The 12671-nt window shown below is 63.5% G+C and carries 14 protein-coding genes; 9 read left to right on the forward strand and 5 right to left on the reverse strand.

The features are described 5' to 3' along the window. Nucleotides 1-174: 174 nt before the first annotated feature. Both QAT43_RS10715 and QAT43_RS10720 read right to left on the reverse strand, forming a co-directional pair. Complete coding sequence (locus tag QAT43_RS10715; RefSeq protein ID WP_305043066.1) at nt 175-1410, reverse strand: cytochrome-c peroxidase; 1236 nt, start codon at nt 1408-1410, stop codon at nt 175-177. A 352-nt stretch (nt 1411-1762) separates the two neighbouring features. Further along, a complete protein-coding gene (locus QAT43_RS10720) occupies nt 1763-2326 on the reverse strand; it encodes an elongation factor P (protein WP_305043067.1) in 564 nt (187 codons plus the stop codon). Nucleotides 2327-2575: 249 nt separating this feature from the next. Between QAT43_RS10720 and QAT43_RS10725 the strand changes: the two genes are divergently transcribed. The 3 genes from QAT43_RS10725 (at nt 2576) to epmA (ending at nt 5039) form a co-directional block, all read left to right on the forward strand. Continuing rightward, nucleotides 2576-3388 (forward strand): four helix bundle suffix domain-containing protein, encoded by an 813-nt coding sequence (locus QAT43_RS10725; RefSeq protein WP_305043068.1) that lies wholly within the window; start codon nt 2576-2578, stop codon nt 3386-3388. A 166-nt stretch (nt 3389-3554) separates the two neighbouring features. Further along, entirely contained in the window at nt 3555-4118 is a 564-nt protein-coding gene (efp, locus tag QAT43_RS10730; RefSeq protein ID WP_305043069.1) for an elongation factor P, read from the forward strand. A gap of 6 nt (nt 4119-4124) precedes the next feature. Continuing rightward, complete coding sequence (gene epmA / locus QAT43_RS10735) at nt 4125-5039, forward strand: EF-P lysine aminoacylase EpmA (RefSeq protein WP_305043070.1); 915 nt, start codon at nt 4125-4127, stop codon at nt 5037-5039. Here epmA and QAT43_RS10740 read toward each other — a convergent pair. The 3 genes from QAT43_RS10740 to QAT43_RS10750 all read right to left on the reverse strand — a co-directional run bounded on the left by QAT43_RS10740 (nt 5034) and on the right by QAT43_RS10750 (nt 7135). Beyond that, nucleotides 5034-6080, reverse strand: a complete 1047-nt coding sequence (locus QAT43_RS10740; RefSeq protein WP_305043071.1) for a KamA family radical SAM protein — start codon at nt 6078-6080, stop codon at nt 5034-5036. The genes epmA and QAT43_RS10740 overlap by 6 nt on opposite strands. A gap of 108 nt (nt 6081-6188) precedes the next feature. Next, nucleotides 6189-6626, reverse strand: a complete 438-nt coding sequence (locus tag QAT43_RS10745; RefSeq protein WP_305043072.1) for a MauE/DoxX family redox-associated membrane protein — start codon at nt 6624-6626, stop codon at nt 6189-6191. Beyond that, a complete protein-coding gene (locus tag QAT43_RS10750) occupies nt 6623-7135 on the reverse strand; it encodes a rhodanese-like domain-containing protein (protein WP_305043073.1) in 513 nt (170 codons plus the stop codon). The genes QAT43_RS10745 and QAT43_RS10750 overlap by 4 nt, the downstream gene beginning before the upstream one ends. A gap of 250 nt (nt 7136-7385) precedes the next feature. Here QAT43_RS10750 and QAT43_RS10755 point away from each other — a divergent pair, with 250 nt between their 5' ends. The 6 genes from QAT43_RS10755 to QAT43_RS10780 are packed head-to-tail and all read left to right on the forward strand — an operon-like array spanning nt 7386 to nt 12534. Then, a complete protein-coding gene (locus QAT43_RS10755) occupies nt 7386-8222 on the forward strand; it encodes an SCO family protein (RefSeq protein WP_305043074.1) in 837 nt (278 codons plus the stop codon). 9 nt (nt 8223-8231) lie between these two features. After that, nucleotides 8232-9863, forward strand: coding sequence for a cytochrome c oxidase subunit I (gene ctaD, locus QAT43_RS10760; protein ID WP_305043075.1), 1632 nt, complete (start codon nt 8232-8234; stop codon nt 9861-9863). Continuing rightward, complete coding sequence (locus tag QAT43_RS10765; RefSeq protein ID WP_305043076.1) at nt 9860-10462, forward strand: cytochrome c oxidase subunit 3; 603 nt, start codon at nt 9860-9862, stop codon at nt 10460-10462. Before ctaD ends, QAT43_RS10765 begins: the two co-directional genes overlap by 4 nt. A 12-nt stretch (nt 10463-10474) precedes the next feature. Beyond that, the gene (locus tag QAT43_RS10770) at nt 10475-10759 is read left to right on the forward strand and encodes a cytochrome C oxidase subunit IV family protein (RefSeq protein WP_305043077.1); all 285 of its coding nucleotides are present in this window, start codon (nt 10475-10477) and stop codon (nt 10757-10759) included. 9 nt (nt 10760-10768) lie between these two features. Beyond that, entirely contained in the window at nt 10769-11674 is a 906-nt protein-coding gene (coxB, locus tag QAT43_RS10775; protein WP_305043078.1) for a cytochrome c oxidase subunit II, read from the forward strand. Further along, nucleotides 11671-12534, forward strand: coding sequence for a protoheme IX farnesyltransferase (locus tag QAT43_RS10780; RefSeq protein ID WP_305043079.1), 864 nt, complete (start codon nt 11671-11673; stop codon nt 12532-12534). Before coxB ends, QAT43_RS10780 begins: the two co-directional genes overlap by 4 nt. The last annotated feature ends 137 nt before the right edge of the window (nt 12535-12671 follow it).

Genomic DNA, 12671 nt, shown 5'->3' on the forward strand with positions numbered 1-12671 from the left:
CGAGGGGATAGAACAAGGTTTTGCAATGCTGCGAAGCCGTATTTCAGCCGTTTTCGCAATTGTGCGAAAGGCAAGGCAGCCGGGGCGGCGAGAGGAAAACAAACGAGGAGAAAAATTCAGGGCAGGCGCCTAAAGTGCCTGCCCTGACTCGTGGGTATGCTTTGAAGAGGCGGACTAATTTGTCTTCGGCTTCTTGGACTGGGGCTGGTAGCCGTCGGAGAGGGTTCCCATAAAAGCCACCAGCGCCGCTTCCTCATCGGCGCTCAGGCCAAGGGCGCCCAACTCGTCCATGTTCATGTTCTCCGCGACTTCCGGCACGATCATACCGTTGGCGATCATGTCATCGCGGTTGTTGTAGAAGCTCACGACCTCGGCCAGGCTCTTAAGGACGCCGTTGTGCATGTAGGCCTTGGTGAAACCATTGCCGGGGCGTTTGTCGACGTTGCGCAGGGTCGGCACCTTGTGCTTGCCGTAACTTTCCGCGACCACCGTCGCCTTGTCCAGCCCCTGATCGGCAAACCAGCTTTCCGGCAGGCTTTCGAGGAAACCGGCCAGCCCCGAATCGATCCAGGCGGCGCCCTCGGGGTTGATGGGCATGCCGTCGATATAAACCGTATCCATGCGGTAGAAGGGATTCGCCGGGTTCTTCGGCACGCCCAGATTGTCGTAGGTGAAGTCGGTGAACAGCGGCGCCGGATGACACAGGGCGCACATGGCCTTGCCGTTGAACAGCTCCCAACCCTGGGCTTCCTGGGCGGTAAACTCGGCCTCGCCGGCCATCACATAGTCGAATTTGGAATTGTAGGGACTCACCTCCAGTGAACGCTCGAAGGCCGCCACGGCGCGGGCGAAATTCTTGTAGGCCGCCAGATGCCCGTCCGCATCAGAGACGGTGCAGTCAATGGGGAGCCCGAAAACCTGCTCGTAGAGCGGGGCATACTTGGACCCGGCGACGATCATGCACGCGGCTTGTTCGCTGGGCAGGTTCTGTTCCACGGGATTGAGGTAGGGCCCCATGGCCTGGTCGGCGAGGGGATCGCCCGTTACCCAGCCCGTCGCGCGCCCGTCCCAGAACATGCCGCCGACGAACAGTTCCTCGTCCATGTCATAGTGAAACACCGGGCTGTCGCCGGCATAGGCGGAGCTTGGCGGCTTGCGGTTGCCGAAGCGCTGGCGCACCGCGCCGGGATACACCGCGCCTTGCTTGTTGATGGCGGGATTGTCGCCGGTAAAACCAACGCTCTCGCCGTGACAGAAGGCGCAAGACATATTGGAGGGGCTGGAGAGGGATTGGTCGAAATAGAGTTCCTTGCCGAGGGTTTCCATGGGCGAGAGTTGCGCGGCGGCGGGCAGCGCCGCCAGCAGGCCCAGGACGACCAGGGCCGGCACCGTGCGAAGCAGGGTTTTCATAAGCTGTGACCTCCCTTGGGAATAGGATTCTTCATCCACCAAGCCAAAATGGACAAGGCCTTGCGCCCTGCGCCGCGCCGATCCCCGAACACGCCTCACCTCCTCCCTTCGGGAGCAATCCCCTGCCTCGGGCGGACGCCGCAAAACACTCCTCCATCCAACTCGTCTATTGTTCATAGCAGGCTACGAACACTTGTCAAGGAGCCACAAGCTATTGATTTATCATGTTTTTATTATTTTGTTTCGGCAACTTACCCCGGAAATCGACAATTTCCCTACTTGAGATTTCATTAAAAAAGCCGCCTCCCTCGACGGGAAAAGCGGCTTGTTTACCTTGATCTGTCGTTGCGACTCAGGCGCGCGACACGAAGCGCCCCTCGCGGGTATCGACCTTGACCTTCTCGCCCGCTTCGAGATAACCCGGCACCTGCAGGCGCAAGCCGGTTTCCAGCACCGCTTCCTTGGTCTGGGCGGTGGCGGTGGCGTTCTTGATGGCCGGCGCCGTGTCCGTCACCACCAGTTCCACCACCATGGGTGGATCGACGCTCACCACCTGCCCCTGAAACACCCCCAGGGTCACCTCGGCGCCTTCGAGCAGGTAGCCTTGCACCGGCTCGAAAAGTTCGGCCCCGAGTTCGTACTGCTCGTAGTTTTCGCAATCCATGAACACCCCGCCCTCATCGGCGGGATAAAGGTACTGGCCCTTGCGCCGCTCGAAATCGGCCTCGTCCACCTTGTCGCCGGCCTTGAAGGCTTTTTCCAGCACCTGGCCGGTGAGCAGGTTGCGGTACTTGGTCTTGACCAGGGTGTTGCCGCCGCGCGCCGAGGGCGATTGAAAGCTGACGTCGAGCACCAGGCAGGGCGCCTGATCGAGCTGGATCACCAGCCCGCGTCTGAGATCGTTGGTGAGGATCATGATCGGAGACTCCTTGAAAATGTGGTGAAACTGGCGGGAAGGTAGCATAACCCCGGGGCTGAAGACAATCGGCGGACGCGGGTGATGGAATCAATGCGTAGTTCCTTTGTTGACCAGGCAGGCTCCGCGCGGTAAAAACTCCCTGACCCGCACCCCCTTGATGCGTCGTGAAAAGCGCAATCATCGACAGGACACCCCAAGGTTCCGGGGCGGGATTGAATTGCCAATGAATTGCGTGGAGGGTGATGAATGAAGCTGACACGGCGGGCGCTGGCGGAAAAACTGGCCTGGATCGCGGCACTATCAAAGGAAAAGGCACCACTGGACGAAGCCGGATTGAGGGCTCTGTTGAACGGCATTGTTCGAGATGTGCGCGAGGTCCACAAACTGTTGACGCAATCGCCGCCAAGCGCGGCCTGGGGTTCCGAAAAGCCTGGGAAGAACGTGGGTGCCAACGAGCGCCTACTGACGGCGCACGGCGGATACCGCGGTTTGCGCAGCTTTCAGACGGCGGAAGTCGTTTATGATGCCACGGTGATTTTCTGCAACCGTTTCATCAGCCGCCGGTCGCGAACCCATGACCAGATGGTGCAGGCGGCGCGCAGCGGACGGCAAAACATCGCCGAAGGAAGCATGGCCTCGGCCACTTCGAAAAAAACCGAGTTGAAGCTGACGAATGTCGCCAAGGCCAGCCTCGAAGAGCTTTTGTTGGACTACGAGGACTTTCTGCGACAGCAAAACCTGCGGCAATGGCAGAAAAACGATGCCGAGGCACGGGCGGTCCGCTACCGTTACCGGAATTTTCCGCAGGAGTGGTTTTTGTCCGACTTGTCAGACCTGTCGGACCAGTCAGACCCGTCCGACAAAAAAGAAGTTCGCGACCCTTACGGGGTTGGCACGGCCCCTCCGGAGGTTGCTGCCAATACCATCCTGTGCCTGATCAACCAGACCTGCTTTCTGTTGAAGCGGCAATTGGAGCGACTGGAGCAGGATTTTCTCGCCGAGGGTGGCTTCACCGAAAGGCTGTATCGCACCCGCAAGAACTCGCGGAGGCAGGGATAGCGGCCCCTAATCAACGTCCTCGCGGTTATTGCGAGGTTGACGAGAGTACATCGACCCTCCCGCGTCCACGAATTTCCGGTGGAAAATCTTCTTTTTCTGTGGTTAAATGCAGGGTTTCCAATTCGACCGATTCCGCGAATCCGCCATAGCAAGGAGATTCTCCCCCATGTACAACTGTTCCGACCTCAAGAAGGGCCTCAAGCTCATGGTCGACGGCGAGCCGCATGTCATCGTCGCCTTCGACTTCACCAAGCCCGGCAAGGGCCAGGCCCTCTACAAGTGCAAGCTGCGCAACATGATCACCGGCTCGCTGTTTGACCGCACCTACCGCTCCGGCGAATCCTTCGAACCCGCCAGCCTCGAGGACCGCGACATGCAGTACCTCTACCAGGATGAGTCGGGCTACGTCTTCATGGACCAGAAGAGCTTCGACCAGGTGCATCTCTCCGAGGAAACCCTGGGCGACGATAAGTACTTTCTCATCGACAACATGAACGTGAATGTTCTCATGTTCGGCGAGCGCGCCATCGGCATCACCCTGCCCAACTTCGTCAACCTCAAGGTTACCCACACCGACCCCTGGGTCAAGGGTGACACCGCCGCCGGCAACAACAAACCGGCCACCGTGGAAACCGGCTACACCCTGCAGGTGCCGAGCTTCGTCGAGGAGGGCGATCTGATCCAGATCGACACCCGCACCGGCGCCTACAACACCCGGGTCAAGGAATAAGCGCGCATGGCGGAGCCCAACTGGCGCCTCGCCGGCAAGCGTGACAGATTGATGGAGAGGGCCCGGATTCTGCGCGGAATCCGGGCTTTTTTCATGGACCGCGACTTTCTGGAGGTGGAAACCCCGCACCGCGTCCCGGGCAACGCCCCGGAAGCCTACATCGCGCCGGTGCCAAGCGGCGACTGGTTTCTGCACAGCTCGCCGGAACTGCCCATGAAGCGCCTGCTCGCCGCCGGCTATCCGCGCCTGTTTCAGATCTGCCGCTGCTGGCGCGCCGCCGAACGCGGCAGCCGCCACCTGCCGGAATTCACGATGCTGGAGTGGTACCGGGCCCAGGCCGACTACCATGCCCTGATGGACGACTGCGAGGCCCTGTTTCACGCCTTGGCGCCCAGCGGCCACCTTACCTGGCAGGGCCGCGCCATCGACCTTGGCCCGCCCTGGGAGCGGCTCAGCGTCGCCGAGGCCTTCGCCCGCTACACCGACACAACCGCCCACCAGGCCCTGGCCGAGGACCGCTTCGACGAACTCATCGCCTGCGCCATCGAGCCACGCCTGGGCTGGGACAAGCCCTGTTTTCTCACCGACTATCCCGCCGAACTGGCCGCCCTGGCACGAAAAAAGCCCGGCAACCCCGAGGTCGCCGAGCGTTTTGAACTCTACATCGCCGGCCTGGAGCTGGCCAACGCCTTCTCCGAACTCACCGACCCCGAGGAGCAGCGCGCGCGCTTCGCCCGCGAAGAGGCGCAGCGGCTTCAAGCCGGGCAGCCCCCCTACCCCGTGCCGGACAGATTCCTCGCCGAACTCGCCCACATGCCACCCGCCGCCGGCATCGCCCTGGGCGTCGACCGCCTGGTGATGCTGCTCACCGACGCCGCGACCATCGACGAGGTGGTAACGTTCACGCCGGAGGAGTTATAGGGGGCAGAGGTTGGGAAAGTCCACCCGCTCGCCGCTGGGCGCGCGCAGCAGCGCCTGGTCGCCGAGGCGCTCCACGTATTCGGGCACCAGGGGAATCTTGCCGCGCCCGCCGGGTAGATCGACCACGTAGTGGGGGATGGCCAGGCCGGAGAGGCTGCCGCGCAGCGCCGCCATGATCTCCAGCCCGGTTTCGAGGCGGGTGCGGAAGTGGCCGGTGCCGCGCACCAGATCCATGTGGTGCAGGTAATAGGGCCGCACGCGCAGGCGCAGCAGACCGCGAAACAGCTCCGCCAGGATCGCGGCCTGGTCGTTGACGCCGCGCAGCAGCACCGTCTGATTGCCCACCGGCACGCCGGCATCGGCCAGGCGCAGACAAGCCTCGGCGGCTTCGGGGGTCAGTTCGCGGGGATGGTTGAAGTGGGTGTTGATGAACAGGGGATGAGAGCGGCGCAGCAGCGCGCAGAGGCTTTCGGTGATGCGCGCCGGCAGCACCACCGGGGCGCGCGTGCCGATGCGGATCACATCGACGTGAGGAATGCGCCGCAGCCGCTCGAGAATTTCCTTGAGCAGCAAATCGGACATGAGCAACGGCTCGCCGCCGGAGAGCAGCACGTCACGCACCGCGGGCGTGCGCGCCACGTAGTCGATGCCCGCCATGACCTCGCCCAGGGACACCTCGTTGCCGCGGCAGCCGACCTTGCGCTTGCGCGTGCAGAAGCGGCAATAGGTGGCGCAGGTGCCCGCGACCAGCAGCAACACCCGGTCGGGATAGCGATGCACCACATTGGGCAGGGGCGCGAGTTGCTCCTCGGCGAGGGGATCGTCCAGGGGCTGGTCGTCGGCCAGTTCCCGCGGGTCGGGCACGCACTGGCGCCAGATAGGGTCGCCGGGCCCCTCGATCAGATCGAGATAATGGGGCGTGATGCGCAGGGGATAGCGGGCGCAGACCTCCGCCAGGGTGCCGGCCTCAATGTCGAAGCGCGCGGCGAGCTGCTCCGGGGTGGTGAGGCTGTCGCGCAGCTGCTGCTGCCATGTTTCCATAAACCGAAGACCTTAAAAAGCAACCACGAATGACACGAATCCGCACGAATCCCCCAAAACAAAGGGTTTTACCATGCGTGCCTATTCGGGTCATTCGTGGTTGCAGTGTTAGTTTGTCCTACGTCCCGCGCCGCGCAGCCACCAGGTCAGCACCACCAGCACCATGATGCCCAGATCGCGCACCAGGGCCTCGGCGGCGGTGGTTTTGGTTTCGGCGTCCGGCCTGAAGCAGCCGCAGTCGATGTCGAGACCGCGCGCCATGACGCTGATGAGAGCCAGAATGAACACCAGGTTGAGGCCGCCGATGACCAGCGCCGCCGGCCGCACCCGCTGGTTGACGATGAGCAGAACCCCGGCCAGCACCTCGATGTAGGGCAGGGTTGCCGCCACCAGGAAATTCCAGCTGTAGGGCAGGATCTGGTAGTTGGCGATGTTGCCGGCAAAGGCGGCGACGTCGGCAGCCTTGATCCAGCCGGCGTAGACGAAGATGGCGCCCAGGATCAGGCGCGCGCCATGATAGACAAGGGTTTTCCAGGAGAGGCTCATCGCGCCGCCCCCCCCTTCTCCACGGGCAGGCCCGCGGCGTGCCACTCGGGCATGCCGCCCTCGTAGACCCAGACGTCGAGATAGCCCTCGTCGATGAGGCGCAGGCCCAGATCGAAGGAATCCGGGCAGCCGTAGCCGCTGCAATAGAGAATCAGCTGGCGCTCCGGAGCCACCTGGGCGAGAAAATCGGCGAGATAGGCATCCACGTCGGCCAGGGGCAGGGACCGCGCTCCGGCAATGTGACCCTCGCGGTAGACGTCCTCGATCCGCGCATCGACCAGCAGCGCGCCCTCCGCCACGGCCTGGCGGACCTCCTCCAGACTCAGGGGCAGGGGATAGGCGCTCGCCGCCTGCTCGGCGACCGAGCGCGCGGGAGGGACCACGGGTTTGCCGGCGAAGGCGTTGAACACCAGCCGATAATTGACGGAGAGCCCGACCACCACGCCCAAGGCAAGGATGACCAGGGCTTCCAGCAGAATCCGTTTGATGTCCTCAGGGCTCAGATTCATGTCCACCAGACGCGATGATTAGACGTTGACCACGAAGGGACATGCTAGCAGATCGGGCCGGGCCGGAGCAAGCCAAGTCGGCGCGCCTGGCAAACGCCCCCGCGGCTCCGGCGATGACCCGCATTTTCAAGGGGATGAAAACAAAGAAGGTTTGCAATCCGGCAGGCGGCGGGTATCATTGCAGGCACGGCCGCGATGAGAAAATTTTTTTGTCCCGCCCGGCCCTCATCAGCTTTCAGCGAGAATCGCCATGTCCGATCTGTTTCGCCACTTCCGGCAACGGCCCCTGCTCTGGCTTGCGGTTGCCTTGCTCGCCCTGGGCGGTCCGGCCCTGGCCGGCGATCCGCACCACCACCCGCCGCTGGTTGCCCCCGAGGAACGGGAAGCGAGCGGCCCCGTGGGCCTTGATGAGCGCCTCGGGGACTATCTGCCCCTGGATCTCGTTTTTCACGACGAGCAGGGCGAGGCCGTGACCCTGGGCGAGTTGATCCGGGTGCCGACCCTCATCGCACCGGTTTATTACCAGTGTCCCAACGTGTGCAATTTTCTTCAGCAGGGGCTGGCGGCCAGCCTGCCGCAGGTGCGGCTCAAGCCCGGCGAACAGTTCCAGGTTCTCTCCATCAGCTTCGACGAAACGGAGACGCCGGCTTGGGCGCGCAACGCCCGAAGCATCCACATGACGGCCATGAAAAACCAGTTCCCCGAGGAGGCCTGGCGCTTTCTCACCGGCGACGCGGAGAACATCGCGCGCTTCACCGAGGCCATCGGCTATCGCTTTCAGCGCCAGGGGCGCGACTTCCTACACCCGGTGGCGGTGGTGGTGGTGGCGCCCGACGGCAAGATCGTGCGCTACCTCCACGGCACCAGTTTTCTGCCCATGAACCTGACCCTCGCCCTGCTCGAGGGCGCCGAGGGACGCGTCGGCGTCACGGTTAAGCGCATGCTGGAATTCTGCTTCAGCTACGACGCCCACAACAAAACCTACGTGTTCAACCTGCTGCGCGTCTCGGCCACGGTGGTCATTGCCACGGCCCTGGCGCTGCTGGCTTTTCTGCTGCTGAGCGGGCGCAAAAAATCTCAATCCTGAGGATGGTGTATGTCTTCCTATTTCGATACCGCGCCGCGAAGCGCGCGCGGCTTTTTGGACAGCGGTGAGAGCGGGGGCGGGTTGCTCTCCTGGATTTTCTCCACGGATCACAAGCGCATCGGCCTGCTCTATCTAAGCGCCATCGTCTGTCTGTTCCTGATCGGCGTGCTGCTCGGCCTGCTGATCCGCCTGGAACTCATCGCCCCGGGTGAAACCCTGATGGGCGCCCAGACCTACAATGCCGTGTTCACCCTGCACGGCGTGATCATGATCTTTCTCTTCATCATTCCCGGCATCCCGGCGGTGTTCGGCAATCTCATGCTGCCCATCCAGATCGGCGCGCGCGACGTGGCCTTTCCGCGCCTCAACCTGTTGTCCTGGTGGCTCTACATGCTGGGCGGCGCCATGGCCATCTCCGCCCTGTTCAGCGGCGGCGGCCCGCCGGACACGGGCTGGACCTTCTACGTGCCCTTCAGCCTGGAAACCACCACCAATGTCTCCATGGCGGCCCTGGGCGTGTTCGTTCTGGGCTTCTCATCGATCCTCACCGGCCTCAACTTCATCGTCACCGTGCACCGGCTGCGCGCCGAAGGCATGACCTGGACGCGCCTGCCCCTGTTCGTCTGGTCCCTCTACGCCACCGCCTGGGTGCAGGTGCTGGCGACGCCGATCCTGGGCATCACCGTGGTGCTCATCATCCTCGAGCGCATCTTTTCCACCGGCCTCTTCGACCCCACGCGCGGCGGCGACCCCATCATGTACCAGCACCTGTTCTGGATCTATTCCCATCCGGCGGTCTACATCATGGTGCTGCCCGGCATGGGGGTGGTTTCGGACATCATTCCGGTCTTCTCGCGCAAGCCGATCTTCGGCTACATGGCCATCGCCCTTTCCAGCCTCGCCATCGCCGCCTTCGGCTCCCTGGTGTGGGGCCACCACATGTTCACCAGCGGCATGAGCGACATGGCGATCCTGGTGTTCTCGCTGCTCACCTTCATCGTCGCCATCCCCTCGGCGATCAAGGTCTTCAACTGGGTGGCAACCCTTTACAAGGGCTCCATCCACCTCGACCCGCCCATGCTTTTCGCTCTCTCCTTCATCCTGCTGTTTTCCATCGGCGGGCTGACCGGCCTGGTCCTGGGGGCGGCGGCCACCGACATCCACGTGCACGACACCTATTTCGTCGTCGCCCACTTTCACTACGTCATGTTCGGCGGCACCGGCTTCGCTTTCTTCGCCGCCCTGCACTTCTGGCTGCCCAAGGTCTTCGGGCGCATGTACGACAGAAAAATCGCCAACCTCAGCTGGGGCATCCTGTTCGTCGGCTTCAACATCCTCTATTTTTCCATGATGGTGGTGGGCCTGCGCGGCATGCCGCGGCGCTATTACGATTACGTGCCCGAATTCACCGTGCTCAACGTCATGGCGACGGTCGGCTCCTGGATTCTGGCGGCGGGGCTGTTCCTGATGTTCGCCAACCTGCTGCGCGGCATGCTGCGCGGAGCACCGGCCGGAGACAATCCCTGGCGGGCGGCGACCCTGGAATGGAGCATCCCCTCGCCGCCGCCGGCGGAAAACTTCGCGGCGGATCCGGTGGTGACCCGCGGCCCCTATGACTTCAAGGGAGCGGGACTCTCATGAGCGAGGCGGCGCACAAGGACTACACGGGCGCCAAGCTCGGCATGTGGCTGTTTCTGTTCACCGAACTGATCCTGTTCGGCGGCCTCTTCATTCTCTACGCCGTCTATCTGCACCGCTATCCCGCCGAATTCGCGGCGGCCGGCAGCGAACTCAACGAGGTATTCGGCGCGGCCAACACCCTGTTGCTGCTCTCCAGCAGTCTCGCCATCGCCCTGGCGACCAGCGCCATCCAGCGCGGCGCCAAAGGGCGCACGCTCTGGCTGGTGGGCGCGACCATCGCTTCGGCGCTGATCTTCATGGTCAACAAGTATGTTGAGTGGAGCGCCAAGATCGGCCACGGACTCTATCCCGACGGTCCCGCCATGCTCGAGCGCCCGCCCGGGGAAATCGCCTTCTTCAGCCTCTATTACATCACCACCGGCCTGCACGGCCTGCACGTGCTGATCGGCGGCGCCCTGCTGGTCTGGGTGTGGCTGCGGGTGGCGGCCGACGCCATCCACGCCGAGGATTATGTGGCCCTGGAGAATTCCGGGCTCTATTGGCACCTGGTCGACCTGGTGTGGATTTTCATTTTTCCGCTGTACTACCTCATCATCTGAGGAGAAACCGCCGTGAGTTCCGCGTCCAAACATATCGTCAGCGACCGCATTTTCATCCTCGTCTGGCTCGCCCTGCTGGCGCTGACCGGCGTTACCGTCGCCGTCTCCCATATCGATCTCGGCCCCTGGAACGTGTGGCTGGCCTTGAGCATCGCCTCCTTCAAGTCGGGCCTGGTCATCGCCTTTTTCATGCACATGAAATACGAAAACCGCCTGCTCAAGGGCTTTTTCTTCTGCGCCCTGCTAACCCTGGCGATCTTCATCGGCTTTACCTTTTTCGACGTCCATTATCGGTGAGGCGACGGCGTGACTCCGCAGATCCAGACAACTACAGAAGCGGTCGACCAGGTCTTTCTCCTGATCTTCGGCATTTCCGTCGTCATGCTGCTGGGCATCGCCGCGGTGATGGTGTATTTCGCGGTGCGCTACCATCACCGCCGCCATCCCCAGCCGACCTCCCAGGTCAGTTCCAATTTGTGGCTGGAAATCACCTGGACGGTGCTGCCGACCCTCATCGTGCTGGCCATGTTCTATTACGGCTGGGCCGGCTATCTGGCCCTGCGCAACGTGCCCGAGGGCGCCATGGAGGTCAAGGCCGTGGCGCGCATGTGGTCCTGGGTGTTCGAGTATGAAAACGGCCGCGCCAGCGATCGCCTTTACGTGCCCGTGGGCCGGCCGGTGAAGGTTCATCTGGTGTCGGAGGACGTGCTGCACAGCTTCTACGTGCCGGCCTTTCGCATCAAGCGCGACATGGTTCCGGGCATGGACAACTACGTCTGGTTTGTCGCCCCCGAGGCGGGCAGCTATCATGTGTTCTGCGCCGAATACTGCGGAACGGGCCATGCCGACATGATCACCCGCGTCGAGGCCCTGCCGGAAGGCGAATTCATCGCTTGGCTGGCGCGGGTGGAGGACGAGGGTGCAGGCGGTGAGGACCTGTTGCGCCGCCACGGCTGCCTGGGCTGCCATTCCCTGGACGGCGCGCAAATGGCCGGGCCGACCTTCAAGGGCCTATACGGCCGCGAGAAGCGCGTCCTCAGCGAGGGCCGCGAACGCACCCTGATCGTCGATGCGGAGTACCTGCGCCGCTCCATCCTCCAGCCCAAAGCCGACGTCGTGGTCGGCTATCCGCCCATCATGCCCGACTATGAAGGACGCCTTTCCGAGGAGGACCTGGAGGCGATGGTGGAATTCCTGCGGACGCTTCAATGATGGAAAAATTTTTCCTCCCCATGGCGCGCCTGTTGCGCCTGCGCCTTTCCCTGGGTGTCGGCCTCTCGGCGACGGCGGGCTACCTGCTGCACGGGGGTATGAACCGGGGGACATCGAGCTTGCTGGTGGGCCTGGCGGTGGCGGTTCTGGCGGGGGGTTGCTCGGCGCTCAACCAGGTGCAGGAGCGCCGCATCGACGCACGCATGCACCGGACTTGCCGGCGCCCCCTGGCGAGCGGTCAATGGCCGGTTGCCTGGGGCCTGGGCACCGCCCTGGTGCTGCTCGGCGCGGGAATGCTGCTGCTCTCGCCTTTGGGTATCATGCCGCTGGCTCTCGCCGGCGGCGCCGTCCTCTGGTACAACGGCCTCTACACCTGGCTCAAACGCCGCAGCGCCTTCGCGGTGCTGCCCGGAGCGCTGTGCGGCGCCCTGCCGCCCCTGATCGGCTGGTGCGCGGCCGGCGGCGCCTGGAGCGATCACCGCGCCATCAGCCTCGCCCTGGTGTTTTTCCTCTGGCAGATGCCCCATTTCTGGTTGCTGCTCAGCGGCTGGCGCGAGGATTACCGGCGCGCCGGCCTGCCCCACCTGTTCGACCGCTTTTCTTCCCGGCAGTCCGGACGGGTCATCGCCCTGTGGATTCTGGCCCTGGCGTCGTCCCTGCTGCTGCTGCCCGCCCTGGGCCTGCTGCGATCCGGCGCCGCCGCTACCCCGTACCTAGCCGCCGTGACCGGGCTGGCTCTGCTCGCCCTGCTGATCCCGACCAGCCTCCGCAAAACCACCGGAACCGCCCTGTTCGCCGGACTCAACCTCGCCATGCTCACCGCCACCCTGGCGCTGATGCTCGACCAGCTCCTGTTCTGAGGCCCGATTTCTCTCAGTCCGCCCGCGGAAAAAACCCGTGACGCTTGGCAAGCAGCGCCTCGAATTCATCGAGCAGGCCCGCGAGCAGAGCGCCCAGACCGTCCGGGGCATCCTCCAGGGCGCTGTCGAGAGCCGCC

Source organism: Geoalkalibacter sp. (assembly GCF_030604225.1).
Lineage (GTDB): Bacteria > Desulfobacterota > Desulfuromonadia > Desulfuromonadales > Geoalkalibacteraceae > Geoalkalibacter.